We start from the raw sequence: 20,030 nt of genomic DNA on the forward strand, positions 1-20,030 counted from the left end.
GAGTTCCCCATGAAGACCCGCTTGATCGTACTTTCCACCTTGGCCGCCGCCCTGGCTGCCTGCAGTTCCGTGCCTGCTCGCAACGGCGAACTGGAGTCGGCGCGCAGCCGCGTCACCGCGGCCGGCAGTAACCCGCAGGTGACGGCCCTGGCCCCCGACGAACTGAAGCGTGCCAACGACTCCCTGCGCATGGCCGACCAGGCCTGGACCGCGGGCGACAAGAGCTACCGCGTCGATCACCTGGCCTATCTGGCGAACCAGCGTGCCGTGATTGCGCAGCAGACCGCGATGTCCAAGGCCGCCCAGGCCGTCACCGCCGGTGCCGCCGCCGAGCGCGACAAGCTGCGCCTCGAGGCGCGCACCAATGAGGTGGATGCCGCGCAGCAGAAGCTGGCCACGGCGCAGCAGGCAAATGTGCAGAAGACCGCCGAGCTGGCCGCCGCCGATGCCGCCGCGCAGCGCGACCAGGCCCGCGTGGCCCGGCGTGACGCCCGCGTCAGCGATCTGGAAATGCAGCTGCAGGCGCTGAATGCCAAGAAGACCGACAAGGGCATGGTCGTGACCCTGGGCGATGTGCTGTTCGACAGCGGCAAGTCGCAGCTGCTGCCTGCCAGCAGCGGCAATCTGGGCAAGCTGGCCGACTTCTTCAAGCGCAATCCGCAGCGCTCGGCCTCGATCGAGGGCTATACCGACAGCATGGGCGGTGATGCCGCCAACCAGGCCCTGTCGGAGCGCCGCGCCGGTGCGGTGAAGATGGCCCTGGTGAGCCTGGGTGTGTCATCCGATCGCCTGACCACCCAGGCCCATGGCGAGGCCATGCCGGTGGCCAGCAATGACACCGCCTCGGGCCGCCAGATGAACCGCCGCGTCGAGATCGTGTTCGCACAGACGGCTGACGATGTGGCCGTGAAGTAAAGCCCCCGTTTGCCAGCGGCCGCGCCTGGGCTAACGCCCGGCGCGGCTTCTTTCATTCAGGCGGTCTTGTTCTGTTCCACCCACTGCTCGAACGCCGCCATGAACTTCTCCAGGAAGGCCTGGGTGTCGGGCTTCTTGATCGCGCCGGCGTCATCGAACAGATCGCCACCGCCACCGAGATAGGCCTCGGGCTGCTGCAGGGTCGGCATGTCCAGGAACACCAGCGATTGGCGCAGATGGTGATTGGCGCCGAAACCGCCGATGGCGCCGGGCGACAGGCTCACCACCGCGGCGGGCTTGCCGCTCCAGGCGCTTTGGCCATAGGGGCGGGAGGCGATGTCGATGGCGTTCTTCAGCACGCCCGGTACCGAGCGGTTGTACTCGGGGGTGACGAAGAGCACAGCGTCGGCGGCCTGGATCTGCTGCTTGAAGGCCACCGAGGGTGGTGGCGGGCTGGCGTCGTCATCCTGGTTGTACAGCGGCAGCGCGCCGATCTCGGCCATCTCCAGCTTCAGGCCGGGCGGTGCCATGGCCGCCAGTGCCAGGGCCAGCTTGCGGTTGATCGAATCCTTGCGCAGGCTGCCGACGACGACGGCAACGCGATAGGGTGTGCTCATGGGTGCTCCTTGCAATGTGGCTGACGGACCCCTCTTGTACTCCCTCCGGCGTCGCCCTGGGGTTTGTTGCGCTGTCGCCCCTGGGATTTGGACGTAATCTCGGCCCCATGATCCGCACCTCGCCCACGCTCAGCCTCAGAACCCAGACCGCCGGCGTGTTCGGCCTGCTGGTGGTGGCTCTGTCGGTGTCTCTGTCATGGGGCCTGTCGGCGATGCTGACACAGCAGATCCGGCGCGACGAGGGCCAGGCCTTGCAGGTGGTGGCGCAAAGCGCCGCCCACGTGCTGGCCGAGGAGCTGTCCCGGCGCAGCCGTGAGGTGCAGGTCATCGCTGATGCCCGGGAGCTATGGCTGCAGGGGCTGGATTCCGAGATCGCGAAAGCCGCCCTGGCGCGCAGCCAGGCCAGCAATCCCTGGAACACCTGGATCGGCGTTGCCGATGGCAGCGGCCAAATTCTCGCCGCCACCGGCGGTCTGATGGTGGGCCGCAATGCCAGCGAGCGACCCTGGTTCGAGCCCGGCAGCAGGGGCATCTATGTCGGTGACGTGCACCCGGCGAAGATGCTGGCCGCCTCGTTCCCGCCGCTGCCCAGCGGCGAGCCGCTGCGCTTTGTCGACTTTGCCGCGCCGATCCGGGTCGATGGCAAATGGCTGGGGGTGCTGGTCACCCACGGGAGCTGGCAGTGGGCCGATCAGGTGGTGGAGAGCCTGGCACCCGGCAACGCCGCCGAGCGCCGGCTGGAGACCTTCATCTTCGATCGCCTGGGCAAGATGATCTATGCCCCGGCGGGCACCTTGGCGCAGCAGCTGGCCCGGCAACAGACGCTGCCGCTGGTCGCGGCCGACGGCAGGGCCGAGCCGGCCGGCGTGACGCGCTGGAACGATGGGCAGCAGTATCTGACCTCGGTGGTGGCGGTGCTGCCGCGCAGCGCGGCCAGCGACCTGGGCTGGACCGTGGTGTCCCGCGAGCCCGTGCTCACCGCCTTTGCCCGGGCCCGCGCCCAGGCCTGGACGGTGTTCGGCATGGGCCTGCTGGCGGCGGCCCTGGCGGCCCTGCTGGTCTGGTGGTTGGCCGGACGGCTGACGCGGCCGCTGTCCAGCATTGCCGGGGCCGCGCGTGCACTGGAGCAGGGGGCGCCAGGGGCAGCCATGCCGGTGCTGAGAGGCAGTGCCGAGGTGGCCCAGCTGTCGGGGGCGCTGTCGGGCATGACGCGGCGCCTGCTGGATCTGAACCATCAGCTGGAGGAGCGCGTGCAGCAACGCACCGCCGAGCTGGAACGTGCCAATGAGGAGCTGTCGCGGCTGGCGCTGGTCGATCCGCTGACCCTGCTGCTGAATCGCCGCGGCTTCGACGAGCAGTCGCGTCTGCTGATCGCCCACGCGCGCCGCAGCCAGCAGCCGCTGAGCCTGGTCACCATCGATGTCGATCACTTCAAGCGCGTCAACGACAGCTTCGGCCATGAGGCCGGCGATCAGGCGCTGAAGGTGATTGCGGACACCATGCGCCGACGCCTGCGAGCCTCCGATGTGCTGGGCCGCCTGGGCGGCGAGGAGTTCATGGCCCTGCTGCCCGACACCGACGCCGAGCACGCACTCGCCTTGGCCAATGAGCTGCGCGAGCTGGTGGCCGGCACGCCTATCGCCGAGGTGGGCCAGATCACCATCAGCTGCGGCTTCACGCTGCTCGATCCGGCCCATGACGATATGGTCTCGGCGCTGAGGCGCGCCGACCAGGCGCTGTACCGGGCCAAGGCCCAGGGGCGCAACCGGGTCTGTGCCGGTTAGGACAGTTTCCACCAGCCCGGCAGCAGCGCCTGTACCTCGGCTCGTGCGAAGCGGTCGTCGATCAGGTGCACCACGCCCCGGTCGCTGCTCCCCCGTATCACCCTGCCGGCGGCCTGCACCACCTTCTGCAGGCCGGGGTAGAGGTAGGTGTAGTCGTAGCCGGCGCCGAACAGTGCCTGCATGCGCAGCCGGATCTGCTCGTTGACCGGGTTGATCTGCGGCAGGCCCAGCGTGGCCACGAAGGCGCCGATCAACCGCCGCCCGGGCAGGTCTATGCCCTCGGCAAACGAGCCCCCGAGCACGGCAAAGCCTATGCCTCGGCTGTGGTCGGTGAAGCGGGCCAGGAACTGCTGCTGTTCGGCCTCGGCCATGCGGCGTGACTGCTGCCACAGCGGGATCTCGGGGTGGTCCTGCATGAACTGCAGGGCCACCTGCTGCAGATAGTCGTAGCTGCTGAAGAAGGCCAGGTAGTTGCCCGGCTGCTGCTTGAATTGTTCGGCCATCAGGGCGGTGATGGGTGCCAACGAGGCCGCGCGGCGCTGGTAGCGGGTCGAGATATGGCCGGCCACGCGCACGCGCAGCTGCTCGGCGCTGAAGGGCGAGGCCACTTCGAGGCCCCGGTGCGATGCGGGCAGGCCCAGCAGATCGCTGAAGTAGTGGGGCGGCTGCAAGGTGGCCGAGAACAGCGTGCTGGTGCCGCAGGCCTCGAAGCGGGGCCGCAGAAAGGGCGCAGGCACCAGATTGCGCACGCTCAGCACCGCGCCCTTGATGCCCGGCTGGCGGCCCATGTCCACCATCGAATGGCGGTCCAGCAGTTCGGCCATGCGCACCAGGTGCAGGGCCTCGAAGTAGAAGCCCTGCAGTGCGGCATCGACCTGCGTCGGGTGCTCGGCCAGATGCTCGGTGATGGCGCTGCAGCATTGCTGCAGGGCCAGCAGCAGCTTGTCGGGGAAGCTGTCATAGACCTGGTAGTCGGGCTGCTGGGCCTTGTTCAGGGCGTTCCAGGCTCGGTGCACCTTGTCCAGCGCCTTCTTCAAGGCCGTGCTGGTGCCGGCGGCCGGGCTCTTGCGCGCCGCTGCCAGACCGGCCGGCTGCAGTTCGGCGGAGTACATCTTGCGGCCGCGCTCGACCAGGTTGTGGGCCTCGTCGACCAGCAGGCCGACCTTCCACTGGTTGACGCTGGTGAAGCCGTGCAGCAGGGCGGTGACGTCGAAGTAGTAGTTGTAGTCGCCCACCACCACATCGCTCCAGCGCACCATCTCCTGGCTCAGGTAGTAGGGGCAGACCTGATGTTCAAGCGCCAGCTCTCGCAGCCGGGCCTGGTTCAAGGGAGCGGCCTGCGCGACGGCGGCCCGGCGTGCGGCCGGCAGGCGGTCGTAGAAGCCCGCAGCCAGGGGGCAGGATTGACCGTGGCAGGCCTTGTCCGGGTGCTCGCAGGCCTTGTCGCGGGCCACCAGCTCCAGCACGCGCAGCGGCCGCGCAGCGATGCGTTGCAGCGCATCCAGCGCCAGCTGCCGGCCCGAGGTCTTGGCGGCGAGGAAGAAGATCTTGTCCAGCTGCTGCGCCGGCGCGGCCTTCAGCAGCGGGAACAACGTGCCCACCGTCTTGCCGATGCCGGTGGGCGCCTGGGCCAGCAGGCACTGGCCGCTGGCGGCGGCGCGGTACACCGCCTCGGCCAGCACCCGCTGGCCCTCCCGAAAGCCGTCGAACGGGAACTGAAGCGCGGTCAGCGCTGCGTCCCGCGCCGCGCGGTGCTCCAGCTCCTGCCCGGCCCAGGCCAGGAAGCGCTCGCACAGCAGCTCGAAATGCTGCTGCAGCTCGACAGCGCCGCAGCGCTGGGTCAGTACCGTCTCCTGCTGACTGCCGACATTGAAGTACACCAGGGCCAACTCGAGCTCGGCCAGACCGCTGCGCTGGCACAGCAGCGCGCCATAGACCTTCAGCTGCGCCCAGTGCAGCTGGCGATGCGAATCGGGCTGCGTGTCCAGCCGGCCCTTGAAGGTCTTGACCTCCTCCAGGCGCTTGGTGACCGGGTCATAGCCATCGGCGCGGCCGCGCACGGACAGGCCTTTGTGCGCGCCCTGCAGGCTCAGCTCCGCCTCATAGCCGGGGCCACGTCTTGCCGCCACCAGCTGATGGCCCTCGATACCTTCCTGGGACGAGGGCGCGGGTGTGAAGCGCAGGTCCAGATCACCCTGCTTGGCGGTGAACTCGCACAGCGCGCGCACCGCGACGACGTAGCTCAAGGCGGCTCCGCGCCGTCGCCGGCGCCCAGCTGGGCCTGCGCGCCCAGGCCCTCGGCCTGCAGCGGCGTGGCCTTGGCCAGCGCCAGCCAGACGGCAAAGGGCAGGGTGCAGCTGGCGTGGCGGGCCGGGCGCAGCGGCTCCAGCCGGCCGCCGTCGATGTCGCCATGCAGCAGCCAGATGCCGAAGGCCTCCGGTATCTCTTCGGGCTCGGCGATGCCGGCCGGGAACACGTAGTGGCACTCACAGCTCAGCCATTGGTAGGACTGGCGCTTGGCATCGTGGCGCAGGTCGGACAGCAGGTCGGCTCGGCTGACCTTGATCTCGTGCACCAGCGGCTGCAGATAGGCCTCGACGCTGGTGTTGCGCACCGAGAACAGGTCGGGCCGGGCGATGCGCCAGGGCGCCTTGGTGCGGGCTTCGGCCGCGCCGGCCTCGGGCCATAGCGGCGAGGCCTCCTCGACCTGCAGCGCTGCCGTGGGCTCGATCTGCGCCCGCAGCGACAGCTCGCGCCAGACGATGCGGCCCGCGCCCATCAGCTGCTCGGCCATCTTCAGTGCCAGGCGGTCATGGGCGCTCAGCGCGCGCTGATTGCGCTGGCGCTCGGCCGCCAGCCACTGGATGCCGGCCTCGCTGAGCTTCAGCGTTTCGCGGCCCTCGGCCGAGCCGTGCAGGGTGATCATGCCCGCGGCCAGCAGATCGATCTCGACCGCGTCCTTGCAGGGCCAGCCCGCCGAGCGCCAGATCTGCATCAGGCGGGTGCGGTGGGTGCGGGGCAGTTTTGTTGCTGGGGGCTCAGCCATGGCAGGCCTGCGGATGCGCGACGGGGCCTGATTATAAATACAGTATTCCGCCGCGGGCGCGGCCCGCCCGCCCCACTTACGGGGCTGAGGCGGCGCTGCCTGGCTTGCCCACCGTGCGGGTCACCATCTCGCGCACGATCGCGCCTTCGGCCACGCTGCCGCTGCTGCTGCCGGCGCCCGTCACCAGGCGTCGGCAGTCGGGCCGGTCGGCCTCGGGCTGGCGATCACAACGCAGCAGCGCGTTGGCACGGTAGTCGGGTTCGGTCTGCGGCTGATGGCCCGGCTTGCGAGCCTCGGCCAGCGCAGCCCCGGCCTCCTTCAGGCAGGTGGCGCGGTCCTGGCTGGAGCTGCCGTTCAGGCAGGCCGCACGTTCGGCGCGGTAGCGCTCCTGGGCGGTCGCCGCCTGGGCATCGAATGCCAGCAGGGTGGTGAGCAGGGCTGCGCACAGGGGCAGGGCAAAGGCGGTACGTGAGTGATTCATGAGGGGCGCTCCAGTGATGTGGGGACCCTTTCATTGCATGCCTGAACGCGGCAGCGCACCATCGGACGTCCACGCCATCGCGGGTCGGACAAGGCCTACTCCGCGAGTGGCGCCGGTGCGCTGGCGACCCTGAAGGTGTTGCGGCCGGCATGCTTGGCCTCGTACAGCGCCTGGTCGGCCAGCTGCAGCAGTGCCGCCGGGGCCAGATCGGCCCCGCCATGGAAGCCGACGCCGATGCTGGTCGTGACCTCCAGGGTGCAGGTCGGCAGCTCGAACGGGCGCTGCATCGCCGCCACGATCTTGGCCGCGATGACCTGGGCCTCGCCCTCGCCGTGCAGCCCCTCGAGCAGGACCACGAACTCGTCCCCGGCCAGCCGTGCCACCGTGTCGCAGGCCCGCACCGCCTGCTTCAGGCGCTGGGCGAACTCGACCAGCACGGCGTCGCCGCTGGCATGGCCCAGCCGGTCGTTGATGCCCTTGAAGCGGTCGATGTCCAGGAACAGCAGGGCCAGCGCCTGGCGGTTGCGATGCTGGCGCAGCAGCGCTTCGGCGAGCCTCTCATCGAACAGGCGGCGATTCGCCAGGCCGGTCAGGGTGTCGGTGCGGGCCAGGGCGAGCAGTTGGCGCTCGACCCTTTTCAGGGCGCTGACATCCATCGACACCGAGTAGAAGCCCTGCACCTGGCCCTGTGCCGACAGGTCGGGCACATAGTGCTGCTGGAAGAACTGCAGCTCGCCGTCCAGCCAGGCATGGCTCTCGAAGCTGACCGCCTCGCCGGCCAGCACCCGCTGGACCTGGGGCCGCAGCTGAGCCCAGCCCTCCTCGCCGCGAACCTCCAGCACGGTCTTGCCGATCAGCTCGGCCTGGCTGCGTCCGTAGCGCTCGGCGCACTGGCGGTTGGCGAAGATGATGCGCCCCTCGGCGTCGAACTGGCTGATCAGCGCCGGGATGTTGTCGGTCAGCAGGCGTACGCGCTGATCGGCCTCGCGCAGGGCCTGCTGCGAGGCCAGCATCTCGCGCTCGCGGGCCCGCGCGGCGCTGATGTCACGGGTGGTCAGGGCCACGCCATCGCCGACCGGCACTATCTGGTGCATCAGCTCAAGCTGTGGGCCCTCGGGGGTAGTGATCCGCGACTCGGTCTCGGCCGGTTCACGGCTGTCCATCACCCGGCAGAACAACTCGAAGAAGCCGGGCTCGACGAAGCTGCCCAGCACCTCGCTGCGCAGGCGCCCGACGATGCGGCTCTTCGGACGGCGCAGCAGCCGGGCGCCCCGCTCATTGCAATGGGCGAAGCGGAAGTCACTGACACGGCCCTGGTCATCGCGCACCGCATCCATGATCCAGAAGGCGTCGAGGCTGGCATCGGAGGCGGCCTCGAACTGCACGCGGGCGCGTTGCGCGGCCAGCTGACTCTGGCGCACATGGCGCGTCATCAGATGCAGGCCGGCAAAGGCCAGCACCAGGGCCAGGCTGGCCAGGCCGAACACCTGCATCAGGCGGGTGCGCCTTCTGTCATGGGCGGCGAATACTTCGGCCTCCGCCAGGCCGGTGACAACGGCAAACGGGTGGCCGGTCACGGTCTTGTAGGCCAGCAGGCGCTGCACCCCATCGACGTTGCTGCTGCCCTGGTAGGTGCCCGAGGGGGCTCTGGCGATCTGATTGGCCAGGCTGGCCGCTCCGGCCGGACTGCCGTGCCAGACGCGGTCGCCGGAGCGGCGCGCGCGGACCACCCAGTCCAGGCCGACAAAGGTGACCAGGCCCTGCTCGCCGAGCTGGTCGCGGTTGTAGAAACTGGTGAAGTAGCTCGGGTCGGTGGCCACCAGTACCACGCCATCGAAGCGTTCATCGCCCAAGCGGCGGCTCATCTGCAGGGTCCAGCCGTTGGCGGTCGGCCCGGGGTTGGGTTTTGCGATGAAGAGACCCGACGCCACCCGCTGGGCATGGACTCGAAAGGCCTCGTGCTGCTGCCACTCCTGACGGGCCATCGTGCCGCTGGACGCGATCACCCGGCCCTGGGCGTCGGTGACCGCGATACCGGTCAGTTGGGGCTGACCCTCCAGTGCCAGACGCATCAGGGCAACGAGCTCGCTGCGGTCGTTGCCGGCGGCCACCCCATGCGCCACGAATCGGGTGATCTGGTCGACCTGCTGCAGGGTGCCCAGGATCTGCTCTTCGAATGCCTGGGTCAGGCCGCGCACCCGCGTGAAGGCCTCGGACTCCACCAGCTTGCGCTCGGTCTGCAGCGCACTGAGCAGCAAGGCCCAACCGACCAGCACCACCAGCAGACCCAGTACCGGCGATATCCAACCCAGCCACAAGAAGCTGCGACGCAGGCGCCGGGATTGCACAGCGGACATGGAGCCACCTTCGATCGAGGGTTCGGCGCTCCTCCTCCGCGACGCTGGTACACGTCAGGAGCCAGCCCAGCATAGGCCATGTGATGCCTGCTTGACACCCCCTGGGCGCATGGACGCTCCGAATCGTCAAGCAAAAATCTTGGTTATGGCCGATGAACGAAATGTCATGACCCTCGGTAGAAACCCCCGTTTGTCGCGTGGCGGCGCTCCGGCCCGATGGCTGCGCCCGACTGTTTCTCCCTATGAAGAGCGCCTGCCATTGGCGCGGCGGACGCGTGGCAGGCAAGACAGTTCGTCGCACGGCGGGGGCTGCATTTTCAGGGGGGGTATCTTTTTGAGTATTTCCAGATCTTCTACGGGTTTTTACGATGCGCCCCAGGTTGAAGTGGACAGCAGGCGAGCGAGTCATCGCACATCGGTAGAGCTGCCCATCCGCCGCTTTCAGGAGTGATGCCATGAACGAACTACTCGATCCGGTGCTAGAGCTGTCCCCCGGCCAGGGCGCTCCCGCGCGCCACCGCATCAGCTGGGCCCAGTACCAGCATGGTCTGCAGACGCCGCAGATGAGCGTCGCCAAGGTGGGCGTGTCGGCCACGACCTTCCTCCAGCAGGCAGATCTGTACGAGGAGATCCAGCGCGCGCTGCTCCAGGTGTTCTCCGAAACCCTGGCCCGTGTGGCCCAGCCCGAGACGCTGGACGCCATGCTGGCCCAGACCCTGCGCAACCAGGCGGCGCAGCAGGGGGGGCAGCTGCCCACCGCAAGCCCGTTGTCCAGCCAACCGCAAACGGTTGCGGCCCCGCCACCGCCCTGCAATCCGCTGGATTCCTTGAGCCCGCGCGAGCTCGAGGTGCTGCAGCGCCTGGCCGCCGGCGAGAGCAACAAGCTGATTGCACGCGCGTTTGACCTGAGCCCGCATACGGTCAAGCGCCATGTCGCCAACATCCTCAACAAGCTGGGCGCGACTTCGCGTGGCCAGGCCGCCGCCTGGCTGCGGGCCCTGCCTTGAATCCGATGTACACGCTATCCCCCGAGCGCATTCTTCAGCTGGAGCAGGGCTTCTGTGCGGCCCAGGCCCTGGTATCGGCCATCGACCTGGGCCTGTTCACCGAGCTGGGCAAGGGGCCGCGCTCGGCGCGCCAGCTGCGCCGGGCCCTGGGCCTGAGCGAACGCGCCATGCCCGATCTTCCCGACACCCTGGTGGCCCTGGGCCTGCTGGAGCGCGAGGGCGACGACGCCGACGCGGTCTATATCAACACCCGGGAGAGCAGCCATTTCCTTGACCGCCGCAGCGCCGCCTATATCGGGCAGGACCTGAGCCTTGCCCATGCCCGCGCGCAGATGCTGTGGGGCCGCCTCGGTGACGCGCTGCGCACCGGCCGCGCCCAGGGCGAGCCCGAAGTCGCGGCCGAGCTCGCCCTGGCCCCCTGCTGGGATGATCCGGCGCAGCTGGCGCAAGCCTTGAGCGAACGGGTGGACTTTTCCGCGCCGCGCCGCCTCGCCCACTTGGGCGGTGGCAAGGCGGGCCTGTGCCTGCAGCTGGCGGCGCTGCATCCGCAGCTGCATTGCTGCAGCCTGGACCTGCCGGGCCCCTGCGAGGCCGCCCGTGAGCAGATCGCGGCGGCCGGTCTGGGCGGGCGGGTCAGCGTGCTGCCGCTGCAGCTGCCGCTGCAGCTGGCCTCCCAGGGCTGGCCCGCGGCCGATCTGCTCATCGTCAGCCTGCTGCATGCCTGCAGCGAGAAGCAGGCACTGCTGGCCCATCTGCACGAGCTGCTGCCGGCGGGGGGCAGCCTGCTGGTGCTGGATCATCTGATCGACGACGAACGGCGGCGCAATGCCGCCGGCCTGCTGGCCTCGCTGAACATGCTGGTCGAGTTCGGCGAGGCGCAGGCCTTCAGTGCCGCCGATTGCAAGCGGTGGTGCCTGGACGCCGGCTTCGCCAGCGCCGAAACCCTGCTGCCCGCCGCAGCCTGGGGCGCCGGTCTCGGCGCCGTTCTGGCCCGCAAGTAGGGCCGGTCCGCAGGGCCGGTGGCAGGGTCTTCGGCAGCTGTTTGCGGGCCCTGGCCCTCCCTATAATCGGCGTCCAAATCGGCCGTCCGGCCGGTCACGAACTTGGCCGATGCGTTGAGGAGAGCCATGCCTGTTGCTCCAGCCAGCCGACACATTCCGCGTATGCGAGTGCGCACGCTGAGTCGGCACGATCTGGTCGAATGCATGGAGCTGCTGCCCGACTGGCTGGCGCTTGACACCGGTCTGCGCCAGGCCCTGCCGGCGCTGTGGGAACGTCTGGTCGAATCGCCGGCCATGGTCACCGGTGTCAACGAGGACATGGCGCTGCCGGCGGGCCGACGCATCCAGAGCTGGGGTGTCACCCTGATCCTGCAGCCGCAGTGGGTCGAGCGTATCCAGCTGGAGACTGCGCCGCAGCCCTATCTGTCACGCCGGCTCTATGCCGCCTTGGCGGAGGGCAGCCTGCAGCCCATGAGCGACCGCGAGATCGGCCTGGCCAATGCCGGTGCCGGCCTGACGATGATGGTGTTGCACCACTCGATCCGGCCCAACAGCTTCGGCGAGTCCTATCTGGGTGCCGTGCTGAACTCGGCCAATGAGGCGTTCCGGGGGCATCACGGCGGCTACAACCTGAAGGCCATCTATTTCGAGACCAGCGCGGCGCTGGCGCCCGGCGTGGCGGCCGCGGGCTTCCCGTCGACGCGCTATGCCGACGATGCCCCGCCGCTGGAGCATCTGCCCGAGCATCTGCGCCCGGTGCTGTTCTGCATGCGCCGCGAGGACGCCCTGCAGCAGCTGCCCGGTACCTCGGCCCGCCATGTGTTCGAGTACCAGCCGCCGCTGTTCCGCTTCTCGGCCTCGCAGCGCCGCCTGCTGTGGTTGAGCCTGTTCGACGACAGCGACGACTATCTGATGCAGGCGCTGGACGTGTCGGTGCACGGCCTGAAGAAGCTGTGGCGCGGCATCTACGAGCGCATCGAGGATGTGGCCCCCGAGTTCTTTGGCGACACCGGCGCCAGCGACGACGGCAAGCGCGGCCCCGAGAAGCGTCGCCAGGTGCTCGGCTATGTGCGCCAGCGTCCGGAGGAGCTGCGCCCCTGGCATGAGGCCTGAGGCAGCTGCATTCGCCATGTGTCCGGCCCCGACCCATATTCCCCGCCTGCGCTACCGGCCCACCACACGCCACGACCTCGACGAATGTCTGGGGCCCTTGCTGCCGCCCTGGCTGGGGCTCGACGAGGCGCTGTCGAGCGCATTCCGGGGCCTGTGGTGGCGATTGCTCGGCGAGCCGGGCATCACCTCGACGGTGATGGAAGACCTGGCCCTGCCGCCGGGCCAACGCATCCAGGGCTGGGGATGTGGCATCGCACTGTCCAGCGCCAGGGCGCGCGAGCTTGAGCTCGACACGGCGCCCAGGGCCTTCATGGCGCGCCAGATCTATGCCCGGCTGCAGCGCGTCGACTGGGCACCGATGACTGACCGCGAGCTGGGACAGGCCAATGCCCGGGGAGAATTCTGCTTCTTCAATATGCACTATTCGCAGCGGCACAACGACCTGGACGATCCCTATGTGCACAGCGTGATCAATATCGCCAACGAGGCCTTCCGCGCCGCGGCCGGTGGCTACAACACCCAGGCGATGTATTTCGAGACCAGCGTGCAGGGTGGGCCGGTGATGCTGGCAGCGGGCTTTCGAGCGCGGCCCTTTGCCGATGCCTCCAGTCTCGCCGGCCTGCCGCCCGAGCGCTGCCCGATGCTGTTCGCGATGAGCCGGTCCGATGCCCGCGCGAGCCTGCCGGGCACCTCGGTGCGCCATGTGTTCGAGCACCATCCGCCGCTGTTCCACTTCTCGGCCACCCAGCGCCGACTGCTCTGGCTGGCCCTGTTCGATGACAGCGACGAGCACCTGATGCCCTTGCTGGAGGTCTCGGTGCATGGTCTGAAGAAGCTCTGGCGCGGCATCTACGAGCGCATCGAAGACCGTATGCCCGGCTTCTTCGGCGACGCCGCAGCCGAGGACGAGGGCAAGCGCGGCCCCGAGAAGCGGCGTCAGGTGCTGGCCTATGTGCGCCAGCGGCCCGAAGAGCTGCGGCCCTGGGCGAGCAGCTGAGCGGCCATGCAAAGACCGCCCACGCATTTGCCGCGCTTTCGCTACCGCCCCACCACGGTGGCCGACCTGGCCCAGGGCCTGGAACTGCTGCCGGCCTGGCTGGACCTGGAGCCCGATCTGCGGGCCGCGCTGCCCATGCTCTGGGAGCGCCTGATACAGGCCGGCAACCTGTCGATGATGAGCATGGAGGACGCGGCACTGCCCGCGCATCAGCGCATCCAGGCCTGGGGCATCAGCATGCCCGTCGCCACGGCCACCGTGGAGGCGTTCCGGCTCGACGGCCGCCCCGATCCGCACCTGAGCCGGCGCATCTATCGCGCCATGCTGGACGGGCGCCTGCCGGTCATGACGGACCGCGAACTTGGTGTGGCGAATGCGCGCGGCGAGCTGGTGCTGTTCAACCTGCACTTCTCGATGCGCAACGACGATCTGAGTGACGCCTACGTGCTGGGCGTGTTGAACATGGCGCACGAGGTGTTCCGCTTCGGCCATCGCGGCTTCAACCTGAGGGCGATGTACTACGAAGGGGGCGTGCGTGACGAACCCTATGTGACGGCGGCCGGCTTTCCGGTCCGCCCCTACGCCGATCCCGCCGCGCAGGACGGTCTGCCGCCGGAGCACCGCACCCTGTTCTTCGGCCTCACGCGCGAGGAGGCGCGTGCCAGCCTGCCGGGCAGCACGGCGCGCCATATCTTTGAGCACCAGCCACCGTTGTTCCGCTTCTCGACCTCGCAACGGCGCCTGCTGTGGCTGGCGTTGTTCGATGACAGCGACGAACACCTGCTGCAGCGTCTCGAGGTGTCGGTGCATGGCCTGAAGAAGCTCTGGCGCGGCATCTATGAGCGCGTCGAGAGCCGGATGCCTGACTTCTTCGGTGCGTCGGTCGGCGAGGATGAGGGCAAGCGCGGCCCCGAAAAGCGCCGCCAGGTGCTGGCTCATGTGCGCCAGCGTTCCGAAGAGCTGCGGCCCTGGATCGAGGGCTGATGATGACTCCACCCGTCGCCCGCCGCGTGCCACGCCTGCGCTACCGCCCGACGGCGCTGCAGGATCTGGACGAATGTTTCGAGCTGATGCCCGCCTGGCTGGGACTGGACGCAGCGCTCAGCCATGAGCTGCGCCGCCTCTGGGACAGCCTGGTCGATCAGCCGGCAGTGCTCACCGGGGTGATGGAGGACATGGCCCTGCCGCCGGGCCAGCGCATCCAGGCCTGGGGCGTGACGATGGCCTTGCGGCCGGCCCAGGTGCAGGCCCTGGCGCTGGACTCGGGCCCGCATGCCCATGTCACGCGGCGCATCTACGCCAGCCTGCTCGATGGCAGCCAGCCGCCGATGAGCGACCGCGAGATCGGGCTGCTCAACGCGCGCGGCGAGCTGGTGCTGATGATTCTGCACTTCTCGCAGCGGCACACGGATCTCAGCGATCCCTATGTGAGCAGCGTCATTGCCATTGCCAATGACACCTTCCGCGCCTTTCATGACGGCTACCAGCTGCGCGCTTTCTTCTACGAGACCAGCGCCGAGGTCGAGCCGATCGCTGCCGCCTCGGGTTTCCTGCCACGCCGCTATGCCGATCAGACGGCGCTGCAGGCCCTACCGCCCGCGCTGCGCCCGAGCCTGATGGGGCTGACGCGCGAGGAAGCCCGCTCACGCCTGCCCGGCTCGCCGGCGCGCAACACCTTCGAGCACCAGCCGCCGATGTTCCGCTTCTCGGCCTCGCAGCGGCGCCTGCTGTGGCTGAGCCTGTTCGATGACAGTGACGAACACCTGATGCAGGCGCTGGACGTTTCCATCCACGGCCTGAAGAAGCTGTGGCGCGGCGTCTACGAGCGCATCGAGGATGTGGCGCCCGACTTCTTCGGCGAAGCCGCCGGTGACAACGAGGGCCGGCGCGGTCCCGAGAAGCGCCGCCAGGTGCTGGCCTATGTGCGCCAGCGGCCCGAGGAGTTGCGGCCCTGGGTGGAGCAGGGGACATGAACTCAACGCTGCGCCCACCGATACCGCGCCTGCGCCATCGGCCCTCGCTGCGCGAGGACATTGCCGAATGCATGCCGCTGCTGCCTGCCTGGGCCGGCCTGGATGCCGCGACGCGGGCCGCGCTGCCGGCGCTGTGGGAGCGGCTCTGCGACGAGCCCTCGGTGCTGTCCAGCATCACCGAGGATCTGACCCGTCCGGCCGGGGAGCGTCTGCAATCCTGGGGCGTGGCGATGATCGTGCCGGCCGCGCAGGCTGAAGCGTGGGGGCTGGATGGCGAGCCGCGGCCCGGCCTCGTCAAGCGCGCCTACGCCGCCCTGCTGGACGGGAGCTGGCGGCCGATGGCCGAGCGCGAGATCGGGCGAGACAACGCGCGCGGCGAGCTGCGCATGCTGTCTATGCATTACGACATGCGCGAGCGCGATCTCGCCAGTCCCTATGTGCAGAGCCTGCTCGTCATGGGTGTGGAGAGCTATCGCGCCGGCCTGTCGGGCTACAACCTGCGTGCCATGTACTTCGAGAACCACCCGGGCGCGGAGCCCTGGATGCTCAACACCGGCTATCTGCGCCGGCCCTATGCGCCGGGGGCGGGCGAGGGTGAGAACGGCTGGCCCGGTGGCGAGCCGCTGCTCTACTTCCGGCTGACCCGCGAGGAGTCACGGCACAGCGCCGCGACCAGCACCCTGCGCCAGATCTTCGACCACCATCCGCCGCTGTTCCGGCTGTCGCCGACGCAGCGCCGCCTGCTCTGGCTGTCGCTGTTCGACGACCATGACGAGACCTTGATGCAGCGCCTGCAGGTCTCCATCCACGGCCTGAAGAAGCTGTGGCGCGGCATCTACGAACGCATCGAGGACCAGATGCCCGACTTCTTCGGCGACGGTGGCGGCGCGGACGACGGCAAGCGCGGCCCCGAGAAACGCCGCCAGGTCCTGGCCTATGTGCGCCAGCGTCTTGAGGAACTGCGGCCCTGGGACGACGCGCGGTGAGTCTCGGCCCTGCCCGAATGCAGCTGCCGCGGCTGCGCCATCGCCCGCCCGGCCGCGACGACGTTGCGGAGCTGATGTCGCTGCTGCCCGCCTGGCTGGGCCTGGACCCGGCCACCCGTCAGGCCTTGCCGGCACTGTGGGAGCGACTGGTCGACGAGCCCGCCCTGATCGCAGGCCTGACCGAGGACCTGAGCCGGCCTGCCGGCGAGCGCGCGCAGGCCCTGGGGGTGGGCATGGTGCTGCCGCAGGCGCTGGTGCGCGAGTTGCGGCTGGACGCCGAGCCCGAGCCCGGCATTGCCCGCCGCCTCTATACCGGACTGCTCGCGGGCCGCTGGCAGCCGCTCGGTGACAAGGACATCGGCCGCGCCAATGCCCGCGGCGAGCTGCATCTGCTGACCCTGCACTTCGACATGCGCGTGCGCGACCTCGACGACCCGATGGCACGCAGCCTGATGATCATGGGCGCCGAGACCTTCCGCGCCGGCTTCTCGGGCTATCGCAGCCAGGCCATGTATTTCGAGAACACGGTGGCCAGCGCGGGCTGGATGCAGATGAACGGGTTTCTGCGCCGGCCCTACCAGCCGGGCGGGCAGCAAGCCCCGGGCGGCGAGCCGCTGGCCTTCTACCGGCTGACCCGCGCCGAGGCCCTGGGTGCGGCACCCGGCAGCACCGTGCGCGACATCTTCGACCACCATGCGCCCCTGTTCGGCTTCTCGGCCACGCAGCGCCAGCTGCTGTGGCTGTCGCTGTTCGATGCGCCCGATGAGTTGCTGATGCAACGCCTGGACGTCTCCGTCCATGGGTTGAAGAAGCTCTGGCGCGGTCTCTACGAGCGCATCGAGGACGCAGCGCCCGAGTTCTTCGGCGATGCGGCCGGCGACAACGAAGGCCGCCGCGGCCCCGAGAAACGCCGCCAGGTGCTGGCCTATGTGCGGCAGCGGCCCGAGGAACTGCGGCCCTGGGCCTGAGCATGGCCCGCCATGGGCGGCTGCGGTGGCTCCTTTGGCGGATGCCTCGAGACGGATGAGTTGGGACACTGGACTGCTCTACCAACACCCTTTGCGAGCCCGCCATGCACCAAGCCAGCCCCAGCGCCGTCCGCGCCGATCTCTACGCCCCCATCCACAAGGCCCTGCGCAGCCAGATGTGCCACACGATGTGCCGTGTCGGCGAGATGGATGTGCATGACGCCGCCGACCTTCAAGCCGGACTGGCCCAGCTTGACGAGCTGCTGACGGCCTGTCTGAGCCATCTGAAGCACGAGAACGATTTCGTCCACGCCGCCATCAATGCGCGCCAGCCCGGCGGCGCCCACCGCACCGCCGGCGAACATCTGGAGCATGAGCAGAGCATCGCCGCCCTGCAGGCCGAAACGCAGGCCCTGCGCGAGGCCGCGCCCGAGCGCCGCGGCGCGCTGGCGCTGCGCCTGTACCGCCACCTGGCGCTGTTCGTGGCCGAGAATTTCCAGCACATGCATATCGAGGAAACGGCCAACAATACGGCGCTGTGGCAGCACTACAGCGATGCTGAGTTGATGCAGATCCACCACGCGCTGGTCTCCAGCATCCCGCCGACCGAAATGATGCAGACGCTGCGCTGGATGCTGCCCGCGCTGAGCCCGCAGGAGCGCGCCGGCATGCTCGGCGATATGCAGCAGGGCATGCCGCCCGAGGCCTTCCGCGCCGTGCTGGACATGCTGCGCCCGCGCTTGAACGATGGTGCCTGGCGCAAGCTGGCCGGCGCCCTGGGTCTGCCGGCGCAGCAGCGCGCCGCGCACTGTGTCTGAGGAGCGCCAGCATGAACAAATGGGTGAAGCGCGGCGCCTTGACCTTGGCCGGTGTGGTGGGCACGATCGCCCTGGCCCTGCTGGCGGCCCAGCCCTTGGCCGAGCGGCGCATGCAGCGCGTGCTGGACGTCAAGGTGCAGCCGCTGGCCTACCGCGATGACTTGCCTGCAGTCGAGCGGGGCCGCTATCTCTACAACTCGCGCGGCTGCGCCGAATGCCATGGCGCCGACGGTGCCGGCAGGGTCTTCGTCGAGGCGCCGGACGGCCTGAAGCTGAAGGGGCCCAACATCAGCCCCGGCCCGGGCAATGTGGTGGCCGGCTACAAGCCCGAGGACTGGGTGCGCACGCTGCGCCATGGCGTCAAGCCCGATGGTCGGCCGGCCCTGATCATGCCCAGCGAGGACTATGCCCGCTTCACCGATACCGATCTGGCCGCCCTGGTCGCCTATGTGCGCCAGCTGCCGCCGGTGGCCGGCGAGGCCGCCGTCGTCAAGCTGCCCCTGGTGCCCAAGGCCCTGTATGCGGCCGGCCTGATTCCCGATGCCTACGAGAAGATAGACCACAGCCTGCCACCCCCGCAGCCGGTGCCCGAGTCGGTGACGCTGGCCCATGGCGCCTATGTGGCCAGCATGTGCATAGGCTGCCACGGCGCCAGGCTGTCGGGCGGCAAGATCCCCGGCGGCCCGCCCGACTGGCCCGAAGCAGCCAATCTGACCCCTGGTGCCGGCAGTGGCATGACCCGCTACGCCACCGCCCAGCAGTTCACGCAGATGCTGCGCGATGGCAAGCGCCCTGATGGCTCGGCCGTCAGCCCGGTGATGCCATTCGGTGCGCTGAAGGAGTTGAACGATACGGACGCGGCGGCGCTGCATCTGTATTTGCAGAGCCTGGCGCCGCTGCCTGCTGGCGGGCGCTGAGTTCAGGCCAAGAGCCTGGGTACCGATGAAGCCAGCAGTGCCGCCCCCGAGGCGGTCAGCAGGCTCAGCACGATCTGGCGAAAGCGGGCCTCGCTGATGCCGATGTAGACGCGGGTGCCGATCAGGGTGGGCACCAGCATGGCGGGGGCGACCACGCCGAACAGCGGCAGCATCTCGCGCGTGACCATGCCCTGGGCCACGTAGGTGACCATGGTCAGCGCCAGGGCGCCAAGGTTGAAGTTCTGGATGATGGCGCGCTGGGCGTCCTTGTCCATGCCGCGCAGCGTGCACCACAGCGTCGGTATCGCGCCGGTGAAGCCGCCCAGGCCGCCCATCACGCCGCCGATGGTGCCGACCACCGCGTCGGCCACGCGGCCTCCGATGCTGATGCGCGGCAGCTGCCTGGCCATCAGCATCAGCGGGCACCAGATCACCAGCAGCGCGCCAAGGCCCGCCTTGAAGACCTGGGCATTGACCTGGGGCAGCAGTGCCGTGCCCAGCGGCACGCCGACCAGGCCCCCGAGCAGGAAGGGCAGCAGGCGCCGCCAGTCGAAGCCGCGGCGCACCGTCAGCGCGGCCAGCAGCTGGCCGGTCAGGCCGCCGAACACCGCCATCACGGCGGCCAGGCGCGGATCGACGGTCCAGGCCCAGATCGACATCGACACCATGCCGAAGGCAAAGCCCGACAAGCCCTGGACGAAGCCGGCCAAGGCCGCACCGACGGCCAGAATCACCAGCAGCTGATCCATCAGCCTTTGTGACCCAAGAGCCTCGCCGGCAGGAACAGCATCGCGCGCAGCAGTGCGAACAGGGCGTCGAAGGTGATGCCGATCAGTCGGAAGGGCAGCGACAGCAGCCAGAACAGCGGCCACAGCACCAGCGCCAGCAGGGCCAGCGGCCAGCACAGCACGAACAGCAGGCACCAGAAGACCAGGGTGAACAGCGAACTCATGGCAGACCCTCAGGAAGAGACTGTTGATTGTTGCACCCACGGTCCTGCTTCGACCAATGCTTGACGTCCCGGTGCCTAGTCTTAGGTGTTGCAGCGAC

The 20,030-nt window shown here is 69.1% G+C and carries 19 protein-coding genes; 12 read left to right on the forward strand and 7 right to left on the reverse strand.

Going from position 1 to position 20,030, the window contains the following annotated elements; translation table 11 throughout:
* The first annotated feature begins 9 nt into the window (after window positions 1-9).
* Window positions 10-915 (forward strand): OmpA family protein, encoded by a 906-nt coding sequence (locus DES47_RS11735; RefSeq protein ID WP_133700904.1) that lies wholly within the window; start codon window positions 10-12, stop codon window positions 913-915.
* Window positions 916-971: 56 nt separating this feature from the next.
* On the opposite strand, the gene DES47_RS11740 is transcribed toward DES47_RS11735, so the two are convergent.
* Window positions 972-1,532, reverse strand: a complete 561-nt coding sequence (locus DES47_RS11740) for an NADPH-dependent FMN reductase (protein WP_133700905.1) — start codon at window positions 1,530-1,532, stop codon at window positions 972-974.
* 107 nt (window positions 1,533-1,639) lie between these two features.
* On the opposite strand from DES47_RS11740, the gene DES47_RS11745 reads away from it, so the two are divergent.
* Entirely contained in the window at window positions 1,640-3,316 is a 1,677-nt protein-coding gene (locus DES47_RS11745; protein WP_133700906.1) for a sensor domain-containing diguanylate cyclase, read from the forward strand.
* Here the strand turns inward: DES47_RS11745 and DES47_RS11750 are convergent.
* The 4 genes from DES47_RS11750 to DES47_RS11765 all read right to left on the reverse strand — a co-directional run bounded on the left by DES47_RS11750 (window position 3,313) and on the right by DES47_RS11765 (window position 9,200).
* The gene (locus tag DES47_RS11750; protein WP_133700907.1) at window positions 3,313-5,562 is read right to left on the reverse strand and encodes an ATP-dependent DNA helicase; all 2,250 of its coding nucleotides are present in this window, start codon (window positions 5,560-5,562) and stop codon (window positions 3,313-3,315) included. The genes DES47_RS11745 and DES47_RS11750 overlap by 4 nt on opposite strands.
* On the reverse strand, window positions 5,559-6,362 hold the full coding sequence (locus DES47_RS11755) for a hypothetical protein (RefSeq protein ID WP_133700908.1): 804 nt from the start codon (window positions 6,360-6,362) through the stop codon (window positions 5,559-5,561). The genes DES47_RS11750 and DES47_RS11755 overlap by 4 nt, the downstream gene beginning before the upstream one ends.
* Window positions 6,363-6,438: 76 nt before the next feature.
* Window positions 6,439-6,843, reverse strand: a complete 405-nt coding sequence (locus tag DES47_RS11760; protein ID WP_133700909.1) for a hypothetical protein — start codon at window positions 6,841-6,843, stop codon at window positions 6,439-6,441.
* A 95-nt stretch (window positions 6,844-6,938) separates the two neighbouring features.
* Window positions 6,939-9,200 (reverse strand): bifunctional diguanylate cyclase/phosphodiesterase, encoded by a 2,262-nt coding sequence (locus DES47_RS11765; RefSeq protein WP_133700910.1) that lies wholly within the window; start codon window positions 9,198-9,200, stop codon window positions 6,939-6,941.
* Window positions 9,201-9,655: 455 nt separating this feature from the next.
* On the opposite strand from DES47_RS11765, the gene DES47_RS29280 reads away from it, so the two are divergent.
* The 10 genes from DES47_RS29280 (at window position 9,656) to DES47_RS11815 (ending at window position 18,980) form a co-directional block, all read left to right on the forward strand.
* Entirely contained in the window at window positions 9,656-10,207 is a 552-nt protein-coding gene (locus DES47_RS29280) for a response regulator transcription factor (RefSeq protein ID WP_243748276.1), read from the forward strand.
* Window positions 10,208-10,212: 5 nt separating this feature from the next.
* A complete protein-coding gene (locus DES47_RS11775; protein WP_133700911.1) occupies window positions 10,213-11,208 on the forward strand; it encodes a methyltransferase in 996 nt (331 codons plus the stop codon).
* A gap of 126 nt (window positions 11,209-11,334) precedes the next feature.
* Window positions 11,335-12,321: a hypothetical protein gene (locus DES47_RS11780; RefSeq protein WP_133700912.1), complete on the forward strand. Its 987-nt coding sequence runs from the start codon at window positions 11,335-11,337 to the stop codon at window positions 12,319-12,321.
* A gap of 16 nt (window positions 12,322-12,337) precedes the next feature.
* Window positions 12,338-13,318 carry a hypothetical protein gene (locus DES47_RS11785; protein ID WP_133700913.1) on the forward strand — a complete coding sequence of 327 codons (981 nt, stop codon included), beginning with the start codon at window positions 12,338-12,340 and terminating at the stop codon, window positions 13,316-13,318.
* 6 nt (window positions 13,319-13,324) lie between these two features.
* Window positions 13,325-14,302 (forward strand): hypothetical protein, encoded by a 978-nt coding sequence (locus DES47_RS11790; protein WP_133700914.1) that lies wholly within the window; start codon window positions 13,325-13,327, stop codon window positions 14,300-14,302.
* The gene (locus DES47_RS11795) at window positions 14,302-15,291 is read left to right on the forward strand and encodes a hypothetical protein (RefSeq protein WP_133700915.1); all 990 of its coding nucleotides are present in this window, start codon (window positions 14,302-14,304) and stop codon (window positions 15,289-15,291) included. The genes DES47_RS11790 and DES47_RS11795 overlap by 1 nt, the downstream gene beginning before the upstream one ends.
* A complete protein-coding gene (locus tag DES47_RS11800; RefSeq protein WP_133700916.1) occupies window positions 15,288-16,277 on the forward strand; it encodes a hypothetical protein in 990 nt (329 codons plus the stop codon). Before DES47_RS11795 ends, DES47_RS11800 begins: the two co-directional genes overlap by 4 nt.
* On the forward strand, window positions 16,274-17,245 hold the full coding sequence (locus DES47_RS11805) for a hypothetical protein (RefSeq protein ID WP_133700917.1): 972 nt from the start codon (window positions 16,274-16,276) through the stop codon (window positions 17,243-17,245). The genes DES47_RS11800 and DES47_RS11805 overlap by 4 nt, the downstream gene beginning before the upstream one ends.
* A 104-nt stretch (window positions 17,246-17,349) precedes the next feature.
* Entirely contained in the window at window positions 17,350-18,063 is a 714-nt protein-coding gene (locus tag DES47_RS11810; protein ID WP_133700918.1) for a hemerythrin domain-containing protein, read from the forward strand.
* Window positions 18,064-18,074: 11 nt separating this feature from the next.
* Window positions 18,075-18,980, forward strand: coding sequence for a c-type cytochrome (locus tag DES47_RS11815; RefSeq protein WP_133700919.1), 906 nt, complete (start codon window positions 18,075-18,077; stop codon window positions 18,978-18,980).
* A 2-nt stretch (window positions 18,981-18,982) separates the two neighbouring features.
* Here the strand turns inward: DES47_RS11815 and DES47_RS11820 are convergent, their stop codons facing one another.
* Both DES47_RS11820 and DES47_RS11825 read right to left on the reverse strand, forming a co-directional pair.
* The gene (locus tag DES47_RS11820; RefSeq protein WP_133700920.1) at window positions 18,983-19,729 is read right to left on the reverse strand and encodes a sulfite exporter TauE/SafE family protein; all 747 of its coding nucleotides are present in this window, start codon (window positions 19,727-19,729) and stop codon (window positions 18,983-18,985) included.
* Window positions 19,729-19,932 carry a hypothetical protein gene (locus tag DES47_RS11825; RefSeq protein WP_133700921.1) on the reverse strand — a complete coding sequence of 68 codons (204 nt, stop codon included), beginning with the start codon at window positions 19,930-19,932 and terminating at the stop codon, window positions 19,729-19,731. The genes DES47_RS11820 and DES47_RS11825 overlap by 1 nt, the downstream gene beginning before the upstream one ends.
* Window positions 19,933-20,030 lie beyond the last annotated feature (98 nt).

This window comes from Roseateles toxinivorans, assembly GCF_004362525.1.
Taxonomy (GTDB): Bacteria; Pseudomonadota; Gammaproteobacteria; order Burkholderiales; family Burkholderiaceae_C; genus Paucibacter; species Paucibacter toxinivorans.

Excerpts from the sequence above, each read along its gene's own strand:
- DES47_RS11735 (WP_133700904.1), top strand. The coding sequence starts at position 10 with ATGAAGACCCGCTTGATCGTACTTTCCACCTTGGCCGCCGCCCTGGCT.
- DES47_RS11810 (WP_133700918.1), top strand. The coding sequence starts at position 17,350 with ATGCACCAAGCCAGCCCCAGCGCCGTCCGCGCCGATCTCTACGCCCCC.
- DES47_RS11745 (WP_133700906.1), top strand. The coding sequence starts at position 1,640 with ATGATCCGCACCTCGCCCACGCTCAGCCTCAGAACCCAGACCGCCGGC.
- DES47_RS11740 (WP_133700905.1), bottom strand. The coding sequence starts at position 1,532 with ATGAGCACACCCTATCGCGTTGCCGTCGTCGTCGGCAGCCTGCGCAAG.
- DES47_RS11760 (WP_133700909.1), bottom strand. The coding sequence starts at position 6,843 with ATGAATCACTCACGTACCGCCTTTGCCCTGCCCCTGTGCGCAGCCCTG.
- DES47_RS11775 (WP_133700911.1), top strand. The coding sequence starts at position 10,213 with ATGTACACGCTATCCCCCGAGCGCATTCTTCAGCTGGAGCAGGGCTTC.
- DES47_RS11755 (WP_133700908.1), bottom strand. The coding sequence starts at position 6,362 with ATGGCTGAGCCCCCAGCAACAAAACTGCCCCGCACCCACCGCACCCGC.
- DES47_RS11815 (WP_133700919.1), top strand. The coding sequence starts at position 18,075 with ATGAACAAATGGGTGAAGCGCGGCGCCTTGACCTTGGCCGGTGTGGTG.
- DES47_RS11820 (WP_133700920.1), bottom strand. The coding sequence starts at position 19,729 with ATGGATCAGCTGCTGGTGATTCTGGCCGTCGGTGCGGCCTTGGCCGGC.
- DES47_RS29280 (WP_243748276.1), top strand. The coding sequence starts at position 9,656 with ATGAACGAACTACTCGATCCGGTGCTAGAGCTGTCCCCCGGCCAGGGC.
- DES47_RS11795 (WP_133700915.1), top strand. The coding sequence starts at position 14,302 with ATGATGACTCCACCCGTCGCCCGCCGCGTGCCACGCCTGCGCTACCGC.
- DES47_RS11790 (WP_133700914.1), top strand. The coding sequence starts at position 13,325 with ATGCAAAGACCGCCCACGCATTTGCCGCGCTTTCGCTACCGCCCCACC.
- DES47_RS11785 (WP_133700913.1), top strand. The coding sequence starts at position 12,338 with ATGTGTCCGGCCCCGACCCATATTCCCCGCCTGCGCTACCGGCCCACC.
- DES47_RS11825 (WP_133700921.1), bottom strand. The coding sequence starts at position 19,932 with ATGAGTTCGCTGTTCACCCTGGTCTTCTGGTGCCTGCTGTTCGTGCTG.
- DES47_RS11765 (WP_133700910.1), bottom strand. The coding sequence starts at position 9,200 with ATGTCCGCTGTGCAATCCCGGCGCCTGCGTCGCAGCTTCTTGTGGCTG.
- DES47_RS11800 (WP_133700916.1), top strand. The coding sequence starts at position 15,288 with ATGAACTCAACGCTGCGCCCACCGATACCGCGCCTGCGCCATCGGCCC.
- DES47_RS11780 (WP_133700912.1), top strand. The coding sequence starts at position 11,335 with ATGCCTGTTGCTCCAGCCAGCCGACACATTCCGCGTATGCGAGTGCGC.